Source organism: Pectobacterium parvum (genome assembly GCF_020971565.1).
Classification (GTDB): domain Bacteria; phylum Pseudomonadota; class Gammaproteobacteria; order Enterobacterales; family Enterobacteriaceae; genus Pectobacterium; species Pectobacterium polare.
On the sequence record NZ_CP087392.1, the window covers coordinates 2072760 to 2091637 of the forward strand.

Genomic DNA, 18878 nt, shown 5'->3' on the forward strand with positions numbered 1-18878 from the left:
GAACGGATATTCGCGGCACGTATTTTCTATGCCGCGTTCTTGAATGTCGTCTAGGCCGGTGAATGCGAATAATAAAAATACCCCAACCCTGAACGCTTTATTTCATTTCTTCTATTTAATATCTATCGCTGTTTTTTATTAATCCCATTAATTACTGCTCACCGTTTTCGTCAGTGACAGGTCGCCCTGTATTTTTTGCTCCTCGGTTTTCATTAATGTACGTTCGTAGGCACGCAGGAACGGCAAATACATCAGCGCGGAAAACACCATACACAGCAAACACATGATTAGCGGACTGAAACTCCAGTTTGCGGCCCACGATGCGCCAATGGGGGCGGGGGTTGTCCACGGCGTTAACGACACCACCTGCGCTAGCCATCCCATCTTGGTTGCGGTGTAAGCCAGCACGGCGTTAACCATCGGCACGAAGACGAAAGGGAGGAACAACATCGGGTTCATGATGATGGGCGCGCCGAACATGATCGGCTCGTTGATGTTAAAGAAGCTGGGTACGACGCCCATTCTACCGATGGTGCGCAAGTGCGTGACCTTGCTACGCAATAACAGAAATGCCAGCGGGAGCGTCGAACCAACGCCGCCAATCAACAGATAGTGATCCCAAAATCCCTGTAAATAGATATGTGGCAAGACTTCACCTGCCGCTAGTGCGGCCTGATTCACGGCCAGATTGGTCATCCAGAACGGATTCATGATACCCGTGACAATCAGCGAACCGTGGATCCCTGAGAACCAGAAAAGCTGGCACAGCAGCACAGATAGAAGAATGGCAGGCAGCGAGTCTGAGGCAGAAACCAGCGGTGCCAGCAGGTGCATCATCGCTTCAGGAATGATCATGCCCGTTTGCGCTTCAATGAAGAGATTAAGCGGATGCAGCGTTGCGACAATCACCAACACGGGAATGAGAATTTCAAACGAGCGGGCGACCCCCGTCGGTACTTCTTTCGGTAAGCGAATGGTAATGTTGTGCTGTTTCAGCGCCGCATAAACTTGGGTGGCATAGATAGACGTCAGTAAGGCGGTGAAAATCCCTTGCCCTGACAGATACTCGGTAGAAATTTTGTTATCGGCGTAAGGCGCGGCGACGAGCAGGAAAGCCATAAACGCCAGCAGGCCGGACATGACGGAGTCGAGATTAAGCTGTCGTCCCAGACTGGCACCCACACCGACGGAGATGAAAAAGGTCATTAGCCCCATACTCAGCTCGAAAGGCAGCATCAGCTGTGCGCGATAGGTGATAGAAAAATCGAGCCAGGTACGGGCAAATCCGACAGTGGTATCGGCGGAAAAGGGAGGGAAAATAAACACCAGCATAAATGAGCCGATGATCATAAAAGGTAGCGCGGCGGTAAAGCCATCGCGGATAGCGATCACATATTTTTGCTGCCCCAAACGCCCTGCAAGCGGGGTAATCGATTGTTCGATAGCGGCAATCATTGATTGATATAAGGAACTCATGTGAACACCTTTTTAATGTGTCGCCGTGATGACGACAGATCGTCATCACGTGCGTTATCGCCACGTTTTGTACCATAACCTGCTGTATCGACAGGCTTAACGAAAGTTTTAAGTGTGGCAGTCTTTTATAAACGTGCACCTAGACCAGTCTATTTTTTCCGCGGCGGACCGCATTTTCCGCCACGAACAATGTAAAAAGTGATTGCTAATATGATTGGATATCATATGGAAACCGTTTTCCATGCAAAGAAAAGAGAAGTGTGATGACCGTCAATATGTGATGATTTCTGGCGGTATTAATTAGATTTACATCACATCTTATTGGCAAAATACACATTGGATGTTAAACGGATAATCGGTTTCCATGCTGGATAGAAACAGTTATACTGCGAAGCAACGCAATGCGCGGTTGGTGTTTAGGGTTTTGAGTCAGATTTAGCGTTTTTCAGGGGCAAATGATGTCTACAATCAACGATGTATCGCGTTTAGCTGGGGTGTCCAAAGCCACAGTCTCCCGGGTGTTGAGTGGTTCACGCGGCGTAAAGGAAGCTAGCCGTCTTGCAGTGTTAAAAGCGGTTGATGAGCTTAAATATCGGCCGAACGTCATCGCCCAGTCTCTGCTGAGTCAGTCAACCGGATGTATTGGCGTCATTTGCGCTCAGGACAACATCAATCAAACGACCGGCTATCTTTATGCGCTGGAAAAACACTTTAGCCGACATCAAAAGCATCTCTTGTTGCGCTTTGCCAGCAGCAAGGCTGAAGTAATGAACGTGCTTGATGAGCTGACCAGCGGCCTGTGTGATGACATTTTAATCATCGGCGCGCGTTTTCCGCTGAATCTGGCCGATAAGAACATCATTCTGATCGATTGCATGGAAACGGATACCACGAACAGCCTGCAATTTGATCACGCTTTCGCCACAGAAACCGCGTGTAATTACCTGATTCGGCAAGGAAGACGGCAAATTGCGCTGATCAATCCCGCCGCCAGCAGTTCAGCGGAGCAGGTGCTCTTAGGATATAAGCGGGCGCTGGAAAATAACTTCTTACCGTTCAACCGCAACCTGATCTTTATGGATGCATCTTCATCGTCGTCGGTGGCGCTGCAAGTATTGCTCAATAACAGCACGACGCTGAATTTCAATGCGCTTCTGGTGGCGGATGAGCTGGAAGCCAAACGGGTTATTACGCAGCTTCAGGCATTTAACAAATCTGTGCCAAAAGACATCATGGTATTCAGCCTGGCAGGGTCTCTCGATATTCCGGGCATTCCGGCGATACCGGCCATTGAATATTCGATGGATGCGATAGCGGCTAGAATCGTGTCCTGGCTCAATGAGAAAACACAGGATGTGCTGGGATCGTATGTCTTGCGGGGTGATTTAATCATTCCAGATATGGTTAACCAGCAATAAACGTTGTTCGTGCAGTCTTCAAAATATAAAGCCCTTCTGAGATGTACATTCAGAAGGGCTTTTTCCTTTTGATTTTTTACTCGCGGGCTAGGCGGGTTGTCGCTTAATCAGGCTGACAATAAACAGCAGCGATGCGCACAGCACCACCGACGGCCCTGCTGGCGTATTGTAGCCGGCTGAGAAGGCCAAACCGCCTGTCACGGCAATCATTCCTACAATAATCGCGATACTCGCCATTTGTTCCGGCGTCCGGGCGAAGCGTCTGGCGCTGGCGGCGGGAATAATCAGCAGTGACGTAATGATCAGCGCACCAACAAATTTCATGGCGATGCCAATCGTTAATGCGGTGGTCAGCATCAAGAGCAGCTTGGTGCGCTGTAGCTTGACGCCATCGACGTGCGCCAGTTCTGGGCTGATCGTCATAGAAAGTAGTGCGCGCCATTGCCAGCACATAATGGCAACAACAACGATAACACCAGCGGCGATAACCCACAGATCCTCTGTTGTGACAGAGAGCAAATCGCCAAACAGGTAAGCCATCAAATCCACGCGCACGTTATTCATCAGGCTGACGACCACCAATCCAAGTGACAGAGCGCTGTGTGCCATGATGCCGAGTAACGTATCGATAGCCAGATAGGGGCGTCGCTCCAGCCAGACAAGCCCCAACGCCAGAATGAGCGTCACGGCGATGACGGCAGCAAATAGATTGATGTTCAGCAGCAGGCCGAAGGCGACGCCGAGTAAAGACGCGTGCGCCAGCGTGTCACCGAAGTAAGACATCCGTCGCCAGACGACGAACGAACCGAGTGGACCGGCCGCAATCGCCAGCAAAATCCCCGCCAGCCAACCGGGAAAGAGCAGTTCTATCATGCGTCGTTTCCACCTTGTCTCTTCAAAATGATACGTCCTTGTAGATCGTGACGATGATTATGATGGTGGCGGTAAATCGCCAATTGCTCTGCGCCGCGGTGGCCAAACATCGCTAAAAACTCGGGATGAAGCGAAACGACCTCGGGTGTGCCGGAGCAGCAAACATGCTGATTGAGGCAAAGAACTTCATCAGTTTTCGCCATCACCAAATGGAGATCGTGCGACACCATCAGCACGCCGCAGTGAAATTCCTGCCGCAATTGGTTAATGAGATCGTACAGCGCCAGTTGCCCATTGACGTCGACACCCTGTGTCGGTTCATCCAATACCAGCAGTTGGGGCTGGTTGAGCAACGCACGCGCCAACAGCACGCGTTGGGTTTCGCCACCGGAAAGTTTCTGCATCGGCTGTTCCAGCAGATGCGCAGCCTGAACCCGCTTAAGCGCCGGTAAAATATCCTGCTTTTTCACGCCGGGGCGCAGTTGCATAAAACGGCTGACGGTCAAGGGCAGGGTGGTATCCAGATGCAGCTTCTGCGGAACGTAGCCGATACGCAGTGCAGGATCGCGGACTAGCGAACCGGAGGTGGGGGACAGTAGACCCAATACCACGCGCACCAGCGTCGATTTCCCTGCGCCATTCGGCCCGAGCAGCGTCAGAATTCGACCTGCCTGCAAGGTAAGAGAGATATCTGACAGAACCTTTCGGCTGCCAAATGTAACTGAAATATTATTAAGTGATACCAATGTGGACATAGAATTTGGTTTGCATAACCCATGTAACGTTATAATATAACAAGCAACACCATAAAAATCGATGGGATCGACTTTCATGCAGCAATCTATTCAGCAAAAAAAATGGTTAAAAAGTGTGTTTGTTGCCAGCGCGCTACTCGCAAGCGGGATGTCAATCAGCGCGGCATCCGCTGCGGTCATTACGTCAATTCGTCCTTTGGGATTCATTGCGTCGGCTATTGCCGATGGCGTGACGCCCACTGAGGTTTTGTTACCTGATGGCGCGTCGCCCCACGATTATGCCTTGCGCCCGTCTGATGTCCAGCGTTTACAGTCCGCAGAACTGGTGATTTGGGTGGGGCCGGAAATGGAAGCCTTTCTCGGAAAGCCGTTAGCGAAAGTCTCACCTGAAAAGCAGATTGCGCTTTCCGCGCTGCCAGCGATTAAATCTGAGCTGGAAAAAGAGGCCGGACACGATCATGAGGATGGTCATGAACAGGCGCATGATGACCATGAAAAAGGCCACGATCATAGCCATGCCGCCCATGATGACGGCGACGATGGCCACCATCATGGCGAATATAATATGCACATTTGGCTATCGCCGGAGATGACAAAACAGGCGGCAATGGCCATTCATGCAAAATTATTGGAACTTATGCCTCAGAATAAGGACAAACTAGACGCGAATCTGCTTTATTTCACGGATAAAATCGGGCAAGCAGATGAAAAAATTGTTAAGATGCTAGCGCCTGTGCAGGGTAAAGGCTATTTCGTGTTCCATGATGCCTATGGCTATTTTGAGAAACACTATGGGTTAAGCCCCTTGGGTTACTTCACGGTTAACCCCGAAATCCAACCTGGTGCACAGCGTTTACATCAAATACGAACACAGTTGGTTGAGCACAAAGCCGTATGCGTTTTTGCTGAACCACAATTCAGGCCAGCCGTTATTAATGCTGTTGCCAAGGGAACCGACGTGCGCTCGGGTGTGCTCGATCCATTGGGAAGCAATATTGCACTGGGTAGAGATAGCTATGCCGATTTCTTGTTGCAGCTATCGAACCAGTATGTGAGCTGTCTGGAGGAAAAATCATGAGGATACGAATAAGTGCAGCAGATAGTCCGAACTATCGCTCTGGCGTATAACAGCTTACCTCGGCCCCATCGCGTCATGCTGGGGTCGCTTACCGTTGTAACATTGGCCGTTGCTGTTTGGCGGCCTTTTGTTTATCCCCACGTCGATGATGCCCCTGTCATCGTGAAAGATATCGACCTGGAAACCAGCCAACTGCGTACGTTGACGCCTGAAGCCAGTGAACCGATAGACCAACCTTCGCCAGATGACGAGATTCCTCAAGATGAGCTGGATGATAAGGTGGCCGATGAAGGCGGCGTACATGAGTACGTGGTCTCTACGGGCGATACCTTAAGCAGCATTTTGACGCAGTACGGCATTGATATTGCGGATGTCACCCAGCTTGCGGAGCAGAATAAAGATTTGCGGAACCTGAAAATTGGTCAGCAAATCTCATGGGCTCTGGCAGAAAACGGTGATCTGCAAAGTTTGACCTGGCAGATGTCCCGCCGTGAAACACGCATTTATGAGCGTGTTGGTGCCGATTTCAAAGAGCGTATTGAAACGTTGAAAGGCGAGTGGCGCAACAGCGTCCTGAATGGCCGAGTCAGCGGCAGCTTTGTCAGCAGCGCAAAAAACGCCGGTTTGACCAGTACAGAAGTGCGTGAAGTCATTAAAGCGCTGCAATGGCAGTTGGATTTCCGTAAATTACGCAAAGACGATACCTTCTCTGTCCTGATGTCCCGCGAAATGCTCGATGGTAAAAGTGAGCAGAGTGAGCTGGTCGGTGTTCGTCTGAATACGGGTGGCAAAGACTATTACGCTATTCGTGCAGAAGACGGTAAATTCTACGATCGTGAAGGTTCTGGGTTGACGCGCGGCTTTATGCGTTTCCCAACCATGAAACAATTCCGTATTTCCTCCAACTTCAATCCACGCCGTCTGAATCCTGTGACAGGGCGCGTCGCACCACATAAAGGTGTCGATTTTGCCATGCCAGTCGGTTCACCGGTTCTGGCCGTCGGTGATGGCGAAGTGGTGATCGCGAAACGCAGCGGTGCAGCGGGGAACTATGTTGCGATCCGCCATGGTCGCCAGTACACCACGCGCTATATGCATATGCATCGCATCTTGGTTAAACCGGGACAGAAAGTGAAACGTGGCGATCGTATCGGGTTGTCCGGTAACACTGGACGTTCTACTGGTCCGCATCTGCACTACGAATTCTGGATCAACCAGCAGGCGGTAAACCCGTTAACGGCTAAGCTGCCGCGTTCTGAAGGGCTGGCGGGTAAAGAGCGTCGTGATTATCTGGCGCAGGTTAAGGAAGTGGTACCGCAGCTTAAGTTTGATTAATGATATCCGTCATACTTCAAGCTGCTTGTGCGTTGGCCGCCCTTACTCACCCCAGTCACTTACTTGTGTAAGCTCCTGGGGATTCATGCGGTTGCCGCCTTCATGCAACTTGAATTATTTAGGATAGATATTGATTGCATGTTATGCCGGTGGGGCTTGCTGCCGGCATTTTCATTTATAGAACACAGGTTCCTGATTCTTTATTATCGAGCAGGCGTGTTTTTGCGTAACTGTCGTCGGTGTTGCTAAACGCCGAGCGGCAATTATGATTATGTTTACTGATTGATCTGAAGAGTTTAGGCATGGAAAAAGAAAAAAAATCGAACGCTGAATTTGTTCCCCAGTTTCAACGCGCCTTTTTTCATCCGCGCTATTGGGGCGTTTGGTTAGGCGTTGGTGTGATGGCGCTCGCTGCCTATGTTCCAGCGCGATTAAGAAATCCGGTGCTGGGTGGGCTAGGGCGTTTTGTTGGGAGAATATCAAAAGGCGCCCGCCGCCGTGCCCGTATTAATCTGCTGTATTGCATGCCGGAATTAACGGAAGCACAGCGCGAAGCTATCATCGATGACATGTTTGCGACGGCTCCTCAGTCGATGATCATGATGGTGGAAGTGGGAATTCGTAACCCGAAGAAAATCGAAAAATACGTTCGCTGGCATGGCGAAGACATTCTGGATCGTATTAAAGAACAAGAGAAGAACGTGATTTTTCTGGTTCCGCATGGTTGGGGGGTTGATATCCCCGCGATGCTGCTGACCTCGCGTGGCCAGCGTATGGCGGCCATGTTCCACAACCAGAAGAATGCGTTGGTGGACTACTGGTGGAATCGGTTACGCCGTCGTTTTGGTGGCCGCATCCATGCTCGTAACGACGGTATTAAACCGTTTATCAGCTCCGTGCGCTCCGGGTGCTGGGGTTATTACCTGCCCGATCAGGATCACGGCGCTGAGCACAGCGAATTCGTCGACTTCTTTGCGACCTATAAAGCAACGCTGCCTGCCGTCGGACGGCTGATGAAAGTGTGTCGTGCTGATATCGTGCCGCTGTTCCCGGTGTATAACGCCAAAGACGGCTGCTTGGATGTGTTTATCCGTCCGCCGATGGACGATCTAGCGGATGCGGATGACGTATATATTGCGCGGCGTATGAATGAAGAAGTGGAAATTCTGGTCAAACCGAACCCTGAGCAGTACACCTGGATTCTGAAGCTGTTGAAAACCCGCAAACCGGGTGAGATTGAACCGTACTGTCGGGATGATTTATACCGCGACTAACTTATACGGTAGATAACAGCGGGCTGATAGGCTGCATAGATAAAAAAGCCGGACGAGAAATCGTCCGGCTTTTTGCTGGTATGAACCGTCCACCACCTCAGCAGCAGAGCGGTTATGGTACTGATTATTCCACGCGCAGGATACGGATCGTGTTGGTGGTGCCCACAGTACCCATGATGTCACCTTGTGTGACGATGACCAGATCCCCAGACATCAGGAACCCTTTGTCACGCAGCAGGATCACTGCATCATTGGCGGCAGCAACGCCGTCCGTGTAGCTGTCGAAATGCACGGGAGTAACGCCACGATACAGCGCGGTCAGGTTCAGCGTGTGCTCATGACGAGACATCGCGAAAATCGGCAGACCAGAACTGATACGCGACATCATCAGGGCGGTACGACCCGATTCCGTCATGGCGATCAGCGCCGTAACCCCTTTCAGATGGTTGGCGGCGTACATGGAAGACATCGCGATGGATTCTTCGGTGTTATCAAACTGTACGTCAAGACGGTGCTTGGAGACGTTGATGCTTGGGATTTTCTCCGCGCCTAAACACACTTTCGCCATGGCTGCTACGGTTTCAGCCGGATACTGGCCCGCAGCGGTTTCTGCTGACAGCATCACGGCATCGGTGCCATCTAGTACGGCGTTGGCAACATCCATCACCTCGGCGCGCGTTGGCATCGGGTTGGTGATCATCGATTCCATCATCTGCGTAGCGGTGATGACCGCACGGTTCAACTGACGGGCGCGACGAATCAATTTCTTCTGAATACCCACCAGCTCTGGGTCGCCGATTTCAACGCCCAGATCGCCCCTCGCCACCATCACCACGTCGGAAGCCAGAATAATGTCATCCATTGCGGCATCTGAGCAGACAGCTTCAGCACGTTCAACTTTTGATACGATCTTGGCGTGACAGCCCGCATCACGCGCAAGGCGGCGTGCGTAGTTGAGGTCTTCACCGGTACGAGGGAAAGAGACGGCCAGATAGTCGACGCCAATTTTTGCGGCGGTAATAATGTCGGCTTTATCTTTTTCCGTCAGCGCTTCGGCAGACAGACCGCCACCGAGTTTGTTGATGCCTTTGTTGTTAGACAGCGGACCGCCAACGGTGACTTCGGTATACACTTTCAGGCCTTCAACCTGAAGGACTTTCAACTGCACTCGGCCGTCATCCAGTAACAGGATATCGCCAGGTACCACGTCGCTCGGTAAGCCCTTGTAATCGATCCCGACTTTTTCTTTATCGCCTTCGCCTTTCGCTAAGTTGGCATCCAGCAAGAATTTGTCGCCGATATTCAGGAAAATTTTACCCTCTTTGAAGGTAGAAACACGAATTTTTGGACCCTGTAGATCGCCAAGAATGGCAACGTGGCGGCCTAATTTAGCCGCAATTTCACGAACTTTGTTGGCACGTAATAGATGATCTTCTGCTGTGCCGTGAGAGAAATTCATTCGTACTACGTTCGCGCCCGCACTGATAATCTTTTCGAGATTATTATCACGGTCGGTAGCGGGCCCCAGGGTGGTGACAATCTTGGTTCTTCTGAGCCGTCTGGACATGTATAACTCCGTTCACTTGTGAAGCTGTAGTGTTGCGATTAAGCGTCGAATAACGGTGCAAAATGTCACTTTACAACAAAACTATTTCACCTGCGTTATCCGAACATCGTGTTGAGTCTGATTATCATACTGTACAGGTAATCCCCGCCATCTTTCCATGCCTGTAGTCTGTGACCATATCAAGATGAAACAGGTTGATGATACCGCTCATTTTCCATTACCCGTCATACTTCAAGTTTCATGTGCGTTGACTGCGCTTACTCACCCGAATCACTTACTTGAGTAAGCTCATCGGGACTCCCTCGCTTGCCGCCTGCCTGAAACTCGAATTATTTAGGGTACAAAATATAGCTAAAAAACAAAGCATAACGTAAAACTTATCTATCACCTGAAGGGGTTAATCAATCGCTCGTCTTTATCAAAGCGTGACTCACGCAGGGCCTCTTTGACCCGTTTCAGGTTATCACGAAATTTTTCCCCGCGGCGTAGCGTGAAGCCCGTCGCCAGAACGTCGATCAACGTCAACTGAGCGATGCGGGACACCATCGGCATATAAACGTCGGTATCTTCAGGCACATCAAGCCGCAAGGCCAGCGACGCCTCACGCGCCAGCGGCGTGCCGTCCGAGGTAATGGCGATAACGGTCGCGTCGTTCTCGCGTGCCAACTGCGCCATTTCGACCAGACTTTTGGTTCTGCCTGTGTGTGATATCAATACCACGACGTCGCCGTCGCTGGAATTCATACAGCTCATGCGCTGCATAACGATGTCATCGAAATAGACAACGGGGATATTGAAGCGGAAAAATTTGTTCATCGCATCGTGTGCGACCGCAGCGGAAGCGCCCAGACCAAAGAAAGAGATTTTCTTCGCCTGCGTCAGCAAATCCACGGCGCGGTTAACGGCGGTGACATCCAGACTGGATTTCACCTGCTCCAGGCCAGCCATCGCGGATTCAAAAATTTTACTGGTATAGGCGTCAACGCTGTCATCTTCTTCAACGTTACGGTTCACATACGGTGTACCGTTTGCCAGACTTTGCGCCAGATGTAGTTTAAAATCGGGAAAACCTTTAGTTTCAAGGCGGCGACAGAAACGATTAACCGTTGGTTCGCTGACATCGGCCATTTTGGCTAAGGTTGCGATGCTGGAGTGAATGGCCGTCTGCGGAGTGCTCAGGATCACTTCAGCAACTTTTCTTTCTGATTTGCTCAAGAGTTCTAAGTGACTCTGGATTTTTTCCAGCATATTCATACGACAAGGGCCATGTAAGTTTTTTCCAATTTCAACTAAAGGTACAACTGGCATGTATTACGTGAAAAAATGTTACGTGAAAAAATGCACGTCGTGAAAATATACTACGACCCTGTAGTGGTTGGCAGAGGGCAACAGGCCAAGTTAGGTCCTTTTTTTGCCAGAACATGACATGTGTCTAACTTTCAGAAAAGTAATCGACTGTCAGAAACGACGAAAAATTTCGTTTTAGGGCGAATGCATAAGTGACTTCAGCCACTGCACAGACCGATTTATGCATGGTTTTCAGTCAATCCCGACCATTATTTAGCATTTTTATGATGGGTTTACTGGCTGTAGTCAAAAAGAGTACATTATCGCTGTAATAAAATTACAGCATCCTGCAACGAGGAGATGAACATGGCGGTAACTTCAACAGCCCAAGCGTGCGATCTGGTTATTTTCGGTGCTAAGGGCGATCTGGCACGCCGTAAATTGCTGCCTTCCCTTTACCAGTTGGAAAAAGCAGGGCACATCCATGCGGACACCAGAATTATCGGGGTGGGCCGTGCGGATTGGGATAAAGCGGAGTATACCCGCGTCGTGCGCGAAGCGCTTGACACCTTTATGAAAGAAGCCATCGACGATAAGTTGTGGGAAACGCTAAGCAGTCGGCTGGATTTCTGCAATCTTGATGTGGAAGACACCAAAGCCTTCAACAAACTGGGCAAGATGCTTGACCAGAAAAACCGTACCACCATCAACTATTTTGCGATGCCGCCGAGTACATTCGGTGCGATCTGCAAAGGATTGGGAACAGCAGGGCTGAATAAAGAGCCCGCGCGCGTGGTAATGGAAAAACCGCTCGGTACCGATCTGGCGTCTTCTCGCGTCATTAACGATCAGGTCGCGGAATTCTTTAACGAGTGTCAGGTTTACCGCATCGACCACTATCTGGGTAAAGAGACCGTTCTGAACCTGCTGGCGCTGCGTTTTGCCAACTCGTTGTTCTCCTCAAACTGGGACAACCGGACGATCGACCATGTGCAGATCACGGTAGCCGAGGAAGTTGGGATTGAAGGGCGCTGGGGCTATTTCGATAAAGCCGGCCAGATGCGCGACATGATCCAGAACCACCTGTTACAGATTCTGACGATGATTGCGATGTCGCCGCCGTCTGATTTGACGACTGATCGCATCCGTGATGAAAAAGTGAAAGTGCTGCGTTCACTGCGTCGTATCGACCGCTCCAACGTGCATGAAACGACGGTACGCGGCCAATACACGTCTGGCTTTGTTCAGGGACATAAAGTGCCGGGCTATCTGGAAGAAGAGGGCGCGAACAAAAGCAGCAGCACGGAAACCTTCGTCTCGATTCGCGTTGATATCGATGACTGGCGCTGGTCTGGCGTGCCGTTCTACCTGCGTACTGGTAAACGTCTGCCGACCAAATGTTCAGAAGTGGTGGTGTACTTTAAGAATCCTGCGCTGAACCTGTTCCGTGATTCTTACCAGCAACTGCCGCAGAACAAGCTGATTATTCGCTTGCAGCCGGATGAGGGTGTGGAAATCCAGATTCTGAATAAAGTGCCAGGGTTAGAGCACAAACACCGTCTGCAAACGGTGAAGCTGGATCTGAGCTTCTCGGAAACCTTTAATCAGCAGCATTTAGCCGATGCTTATGAGCGTCTGCTGCTGGAAACCATGCGTGGGATTCAGGCGCTGTTTGTCCGTCGTGATGAAGTGGAAGAAGCCTGGAAGTGGGTGGATTCCATCATGGATGCGTGGGCGATGGACAACGATGCACCGAAGCCGTATCAGGCAGGAAGCTGGGGGCCGGTGGCATCTGTGGCGATGATTACCCGCGATGGCCGTTCCTGGAATGAGTTTGAGTAATTTTTTGATAATACGTCAGTAATGGGGGGCTGGCCGAGGACGGTCGGCCTCCCACAGTTTTTAATGTATGGCTCACGGTGCGGTCGGACATCTGTGGCAACGCAGATCCCTGTGGCAGGGGCGCGCTATATAATTAATGATGCCCTCGGGCATGACTGGAGATATTTTTGATGAAAAACTGGAAAACGAGCGCGGAACAGATTTTGACAACGGGTCCCGTTGTTCCTGTGATTGTGGTCAACAAACTGGAACACGCGGTGCCGATGGCAAAAGCGTTAGTCGCGGGCGGCGTTCGCGTTCTGGAACTGACATTGCGTACCGACTGCGCCATCGAAGCGATTCGCGCGATTGCGAAAGAAGTACCGGAGGCCATCGTGGGCGCGGGTACGGTAACAAACCCTGAGCAACTGGCTGCGGTCGTTGAGGCCGGTGCGCAGTTTGCCATCAGCCCTGGTCTGACTGAGCCGCTGCTGAAAGCCGCAACGGAAGGCAACATCCCGTTGATCCCAGGTATCAGCACCGTATCTGAACTGATGCTGGGTATGGATTACGGCCTGCGTGAGTTCAAATTCTTCCCAGCGGAAGCTAACGGCGGTGTGAAAGCGCTCCAGGCGATCGCTGGTCCGTTTGCTCAGATCCGTTTCTGCCCAACCGGTGGCATTACGCCGAATAACTACCGCGACTATCTGGCGCTGAAAAGCGTGCTGTGCGTAGGTGGTTCATGGCTGGTGCCGAACGACGCGCTGGAAAGCGGTGATTACGCGCGTATTACTGAACTGGCGCGTGAAGCGGTTGCAGGCGCGAAAGCGTAAGTTTGTTTGTGATTGAATGACAAAGGCCACTCACTGAGAGTTAATGCTGATCAGTTAAGGATCAGTTGAACGATCCAATAGCTGTGTAAGAATCCGGAAGTGTTCTTCATTTCCGGATTTTTTATGCGTATCTCTCAGGCCATCGACCTCGTTTCACGTTACGATTCGACCCGTAATCCTTTGACTTCTCTTGGCGACTTTCTTGACCCAGAACTTATTGCCCGTTGCCTTGCTGAGTCCGGCGTGGTCACCCTGCGTAAACGCCGTCTTCCTCTCGAAATGATGGTCTGGTGCGTTGTCGGCATGGCGCTTGAACGTAAGGAGCCGCTTCATCAGATTGTCAATCGGCTGGATATTATGCTGCCCGGTAACCGTCCCTTTGTTGCTCCCAGCGCGGTTATCCAGCTCGACAGCGGCTCGGAAGTGACGCCGTTCGACGGGTGTTCACGCACACCGCTCACTTGTGGCACAACGCTGTGGCGCATCCCCACTGGTGTGGATTGACGTTACTGGCGATGGATGGCGTCGTCTGGCGCACACAGGAAACACCTGAAAATGATACCGCCTTCCCGCGCCAGACTTACTGCGGCCAACCTGGCCCCTACCCGCAGGTCAAAATGGTCTGTCAGATGGAGCTGACCAGCCATCTGATAACCGCAGCAGCCTTCGGTACGATGAAAGACAGCGAATATACCCTGGCTGAGCAACTGATAGACCAGACCGCAGATAATACGCTGACGCTGCTCGATAAAGGGTATTACTCATTAGGGTTGCTGAATGCTTATGGAAGCGTGCGGGAGAACACCGACACTGGATGATACCGCTTAAGAAAGGTACCCGTTACGAGGAGGTGGAAACTGGGAAAAGGCGATCATCTGGTACAGTTGAAAACTACGCCACAATCCCGCAAAAAATGGCCGGGACTGAGTACAGAAGTGACAGCCCGATTACTGACCTATAGCCGTAAAGGAAAAATCTATCAGTTACTGACTTCGATGACTGATGGCATGCGTTATCCGGGAGGTGAAATGGTTGAGCTTTACAGTCACCGTTGGGAAATCGAGTTGGGTTACCGTGAAATCAAACAGACAATGCAACTGAGCAGACTGACACTGAGAAGCAAAAAACCGGAACTTGTGGAGCAGGAGTTATGGGGTGTGCTGCTGGCGTATAATCTCGTGAGATATCAGATGATTAAAATGGCCAGTCAACTGAAAGGTTACTGGCCAAATCAGCTGAGCTTCTCAGAATCCTGCGGGCTGGTCATGAGGATGTTGATGACGCTTCAGGGTGCATCGCCGGGTCGTATCCCTGAACTACTGCGAGATCTGGAGAGTATGGGACAGATGGTGAAGCTGCCGATAAGAAGAGAAAGAACCTTCCCGAGAGTGGTGAAAGAAAGGCCTTATAAATATCGAAAAGCGAAGAAAAACAGCCAGTCAGTTGCTTAACTGACTGGCATTACTCACTGAGAGTGGCCTTTTTTGTATCAGCCGCTGACTTTTACACCCGCTGCAACGCGCTTGGCGATTGCTACAGCATCATCCGTGGTTTCCGCACTGGCTAATGCGACACCCATACGGCGCTTGCCGCTGATATCCGGTTTACCAAACAGGCGAATTTGTGTATGAGGGAGCAGTGCGCTTTCCAGTCCCTGATAACGCACGTTGTTGCTGTCCAGTTCCGGTAAAATCACGGCGGAAGCCGATGCGCCATACTGACGAACTGCGCCAATGGGCAGCCCCAGGAAAGCACGAACGTGCAGCGCAAACTCGGACAAGTCCTGAGAAATCATCGTCACCATGCCAGTATCGTGCGGGCGAGGGGAGACTTCACTGAAAATAACCTCATCGCCGCAAACGAACAGCTCAACGCCGAATAGGCCATAGCCGCCGAGCGCTTTCACAACATCGCTGGCCATCTTCTGCGCGCGTTCCTGCGCCAGCGCACTCATCTGCTGTGGCTGCCAGGATTCACGATAGTCGCCGTCTTCCTGTCGATGACCGATTGGCGCACAGAAATGAATGCCGTCAACCGCATGGATGGTCAGTAAGGTGATCTCAAAATCAAAATTAACCAGTCCTTCCACGATGACGCGTCCGCCGCCTGCACGTCCCCCCTGTTGGGCGTAGCTCCACGCCTGATCTAACTGCTCCGCAGAGCGAATCAGGCTTTGCCCTTTGCCAGAAGAACTCATGACAGGTTTAACAATACAAGGATAGCCAATCGCATCTACCGCCTGACGGAAGTTCTCTTCGCTGTCGGCAAAACGGTAGGTGGAAGTGGGAACGCCGAGTGTCTCGGCAGCCAGACGACGGATGCCTTCACGATTCATTGTCAGGCGCGTCGCTTCAGCACAAGGAACAACATGGTGACCCTGCTTTTCCAGCGTCACCAGCATGTCGGTCGCGATGGCTTCAATTTCCGGCACGATGTAATCAGGGCGTTCGGCTTCAACTAACGCTTTTAATGCATCGCCATCCAACATATTGATGACGTGGCTGCGGTGCGCAACCTGCATGGCGGGAGCATCGGCATAGCGATCGACCGCAATCACTTCGATTCCCAGGCGCTGACACTCAATCGCCACTTCTTTGCCTAATTCACCGGAGCCAAGCAGCATCACTCGTGTGGCATCCGCACGCAGGGCGGTTCCAATTGTTAACATAACCTTATACCTGATCGGGTTGTGAAAAATGGCCGCAGTATAAACGAAAACGTTTGCGTGCGCATTAAAGAGGGCGTGCAGTGGAATGCGATGCGCAAAAGCGCACCAAGAGACAAGGACGTGGCTTGGCATTGCTGGGCAATCGTGCCACTCTTCTTACAAAGCGAAAATTTTATGTCAAGACAACGAGATCCGACGCCATGAAGACACCGCAAGCTGAAAAAAGACCCCATGCACTAAGTACACATGGCGATACGCGCATCGACAATTATTACTGGCTGCGTGATGACCAGCGTACCGATCCGCAGGTGTTGGACTATCTGACGCAGGAAAACGCCTACAGCGAAGCCGTCATGGCACCTCATGAAGCACGTAAACGGTCGCTGTATGACGAAATGGTCAAACGCATTCCGTCGACGGATATGTCTGTACCGTATGTCAGAAAAGGCTATCGCTACCAAAGTCGCTATGAGCAGGGTAAAGAGTACGCTATCTATCTGCGTCAACCTGAGCAGGCAACAGACACGTGGGAAACGTTGCTGGATGGGAATCAACGTGCGGAAGGGCATGAGTTTTATAGCCTCGGCACGCTTGAGGTTAGCCCTGACAACACGCTGCTGGCGCTCTCGGAGGACTTTTTATCCCGTCGGCAGTACACGCTTCGTTTTCGCGATCTGAACAGCGGCGAGTGGCTGCCTGATGTGATCGAAAATGTGACTGCAGGGGCGGAATGGGCGGCGGATTCGACGGTTCTGTATTACGTGCGCAAACATGAGCAAACGCTGTTGCCGTATCAGGTCTATCGCCACCGTCTGGGTAGCGATCCGGCGTTGGATGAATTGGTCTATGAAGAGAAAGACGACACCTATTACGTTAGCCTGAGTAAAACGACCTCAGAGCACTACATCACTATTTATCTCAGTAGCACAACGACGAGTGAGGTGCTATTGCTCGACGCTACGCGCCCGGATGCGGTGCCGCAGGTATGCATTCCACGTCGAAAAGATCATGAATATGGCATCGATCACTATCAGGACACGTTTTATCTACGTTCCAATCGGGAAGGGAAAAACTTTGGCCTCTACCGTTCAGATAGGCCCGATGAGCAAGCGTTGGAAACGCTGATTGCGCCACATGAACACCGCGTGTTGGAAGGCTTTGAGCTGTTCCGTGACTGGCTGGTGGTTGAAGAACGGGAACGCGGTTTGACCAGCTTGCGCCAGATTCACTGGCATACGCGGGAAGAGAAAGCGATCACCTTTAATGATGCGAGCTATGTGACGTGGCTGTCGTACAACCCTACGCCAGAAACGACACTAATGCGGTATGGTTATTCATCAATGACGACCCCCAGCACGCAGTATGAATTGAATCTGGATACGGGCGAACAGCAGTTACTTAAGCAAGCCGAAGTGAAAGATTTCTCCCCGGACAATTACCGGAGTGAACGCTTGTGGATCACGGTTCGGGATGGCGTCGACGTTCCGGTTTCCCTTGTTTATCATCGCGATCATTTCAGCCCAGGTAAGAACCCGATACTGGTCTACGGCTATGGCGCGTACAGCCATAGCCTGGATCCCGATTTTAGCGTTAGCCGTCTGAGCCTGCTGGACAGAGGGTTCGTCTTTGCCTTAACGCATATACGCGGTGGCGGTGAACTGGGTCAACAGTGGTACGATGATGGCCGCCTGCTCAATAAAATGCATTCCTTCACCGATTTCATCGATGTGTCTCAGGCATTGATAGAAAAAGGTTATGGCGACAGGGACAATATGTTCGCGATGGGGGGCAGCGCGGGCGGACTATTGATGGGCGCGGTAGTGAACATGGCTCCCGATCTATTTAAGGGCGTCGTTGCTCAGGTTCCATTCGTTGATGTGCTGACGACAATGCTGGATGAGTCTATCCCGTTGACGACCGGAGAGTATGACGAGTGGGGCGATCCGAATGAACAAATCTATTATGACTACATCAAACAATATAGCCCCTATGACGGCATTACCGCGCAACGCTATCCGCATTTGCTGGTGACTACTGGGTTACACGACTCTCAGGTTCAGTATTGGGAACCTGCGAAGTGGGTGGCGAAATTGCGGGAAATCAAAACGGACGATCGTCTGGTGCTGCTATACACCGATATGGATGCTGGGCACGGCGGAAAATCCGGTCGTTTTAAACGCTATGATGATATTGCGTTGGAATATGCTTTTCTGTTGATGGTGCTTGAAATGGTTGAGGATGATCACAAGGGATAAACGGTGACTATGAGAATAAATGATCTATCGAACTTAATAACAAAGCAACTCGAGCCTGTCAGTAATTCTGTGTAACTGCCCAGTCGTTAAAGGTGATCGCTCAGGCGGTCACCGAACTCGATAATAAAACGACTCATCACAAGTAGCTAATTCTGGAGAAACATATATTTTTCCTGTCTCTGTTGTTGGAATGAGAATATCAAAGACAGGCAATTACACAATTTAAACTTCAGTCTCT

Annotated in this window: 14 protein-coding genes and 1 pseudogene; 9 read left to right on the top strand and 6 right to left on the bottom strand. The window is 51.1% G+C overall.

Going from position 1 to position 18878, the window contains the following annotated elements; genetic code table 11:
- Positions 1 to 147: 147 nt before the first annotated feature.
- Positions 148 to 1476, bottom strand: coding sequence for a PTS sugar transporter subunit IIC (locus tag LOZ86_RS09385; protein WP_039480447.1), 1329 nt, complete (start codon positions 1474 to 1476; stop codon positions 148 to 150).
- Between the two features lie 458 nt (positions 1477 to 1934).
- Between LOZ86_RS09385 and LOZ86_RS09390 the strand changes: the two genes are divergently transcribed.
- A complete protein-coding gene (locus LOZ86_RS09390; protein ID WP_039480450.1) occupies positions 1935 to 2894 on the top strand; it encodes a LacI family DNA-binding transcriptional regulator in 960 nt (319 codons plus the stop codon).
- Between the two features lie 87 nt (positions 2895 to 2981).
- On the opposite strand, the gene znuB is transcribed toward LOZ86_RS09390, so the two are convergent.
- Together znuB and znuC are read right to left on the bottom strand one after the other, a co-directional pair.
- Positions 2982 to 3767 (bottom strand): zinc ABC transporter permease subunit ZnuB, encoded by a 786-nt coding sequence (gene znuB / locus LOZ86_RS09395; protein ID WP_014915159.1) that lies wholly within the window; start codon positions 3765 to 3767, stop codon positions 2982 to 2984.
- A complete protein-coding gene (gene znuC, locus LOZ86_RS09400; protein ID WP_010275871.1) occupies positions 3764 to 4522 on the bottom strand; it encodes a zinc ABC transporter ATP-binding protein ZnuC in 759 nt (252 codons plus the stop codon). The genes znuB and znuC overlap by 4 nt, the downstream gene beginning before the upstream one ends.
- A 76-nt stretch (positions 4523 to 4598) precedes the next feature.
- Here znuC and znuA point away from each other — a divergent pair, with 76 nt between their 5' ends.
- From znuA to lpxM, 3 genes are all read left to right on the top strand, one after another.
- A complete protein-coding gene (gene znuA / locus LOZ86_RS09405; protein ID WP_230243101.1) occupies positions 4599 to 5600 on the top strand; it encodes a zinc ABC transporter substrate-binding protein ZnuA in 1002 nt (333 codons plus the stop codon).
- Positions 5601 to 5612: 12 nt separating this feature from the next.
- Positions 5613 to 6935, top strand: a complete 1323-nt coding sequence (mepM, locus tag LOZ86_RS09410; protein WP_010307879.1) for a murein DD-endopeptidase MepM — start codon at positions 5613 to 5615, stop codon at positions 6933 to 6935.
- Positions 6936 to 7237: 302 nt separating this feature from the next.
- Complete coding sequence (gene lpxM / locus LOZ86_RS09415; RefSeq protein WP_039496040.1) at positions 7238 to 8209, top strand: lauroyl-Kdo(2)-lipid IV(A) myristoyltransferase; 972 nt, start codon at positions 7238 to 7240, stop codon at positions 8207 to 8209.
- A 124-nt stretch (positions 8210 to 8333) separates the two neighbouring features.
- On the opposite strand, the gene pyk is transcribed toward lpxM, so the two are convergent.
- Positions 8334 to 9776, bottom strand: a complete 1443-nt coding sequence (gene pyk / locus LOZ86_RS09420) for a pyruvate kinase (protein ID WP_010310094.1) — start codon at positions 9774 to 9776, stop codon at positions 8334 to 8336.
- A gap of 384 nt (positions 9777 to 10160) precedes the next feature.
- The gene (locus LOZ86_RS09425; RefSeq protein ID WP_010275858.1) at positions 10161 to 11030 is read right to left on the bottom strand and encodes a MurR/RpiR family transcriptional regulator; all 870 of its coding nucleotides are present in this window, start codon (positions 11028 to 11030) and stop codon (positions 10161 to 10163) included.
- A 399-nt stretch (positions 11031 to 11429) separates the two neighbouring features.
- Here LOZ86_RS09425 and zwf point away from each other — a divergent pair, with 399 nt between their 5' ends.
- From zwf to LOZ86_RS09445, 4 genes and pseudogenes are all read left to right on the top strand, one after another.
- Positions 11430 to 12905 carry a glucose-6-phosphate dehydrogenase gene (gene zwf / locus LOZ86_RS09430; RefSeq protein WP_039472832.1) on the top strand — a complete coding sequence of 492 codons (1476 nt, stop codon included), beginning with the start codon at positions 11430 to 11432 and terminating at the stop codon, positions 12903 to 12905.
- Positions 12906 to 13075: 170 nt separating this feature from the next.
- Complete coding sequence (locus tag LOZ86_RS09435) at positions 13076 to 13717, top strand: bifunctional 4-hydroxy-2-oxoglutarate aldolase/2-dehydro-3-deoxy-phosphogluconate aldolase (RefSeq protein WP_010275853.1); 642 nt, start codon at positions 13076 to 13078, stop codon at positions 13715 to 13717.
- Between the two features lie 123 nt (positions 13718 to 13840).
- Positions 13841 to 14221, top strand: a complete 381-nt coding sequence (locus LOZ86_RS09440; protein WP_230243102.1) for a transposase domain-containing protein — start codon at positions 13841 to 13843, stop codon at positions 14219 to 14221.
- Positions 14222 to 14232: 11 nt separating this feature from the next.
- Positions 14233 to 15168, top strand: a pseudogene (locus LOZ86_RS09445) (IS4 family transposase).
- 38 nt (positions 15169 to 15206) lie between these two features.
- On the opposite strand, the gene purT reads toward LOZ86_RS09445, so the two are convergent.
- Entirely contained in the window at positions 15207 to 16385 is a 1179-nt protein-coding gene (gene purT / locus LOZ86_RS09450; protein WP_161509378.1) for a formate-dependent phosphoribosylglycinamide formyltransferase, read from the bottom strand.
- Between the two features lie 200 nt (positions 16386 to 16585).
- On the opposite strand from purT, the gene LOZ86_RS09455 reads away from it, so the two are divergent.
- Complete coding sequence (locus LOZ86_RS09455) at positions 16586 to 18640, top strand: S9 family peptidase (RefSeq protein WP_230243104.1); 2055 nt, start codon at positions 16586 to 16588, stop codon at positions 18638 to 18640.
- The last annotated feature ends 238 nt before the right edge of the window (positions 18641 to 18878 follow it).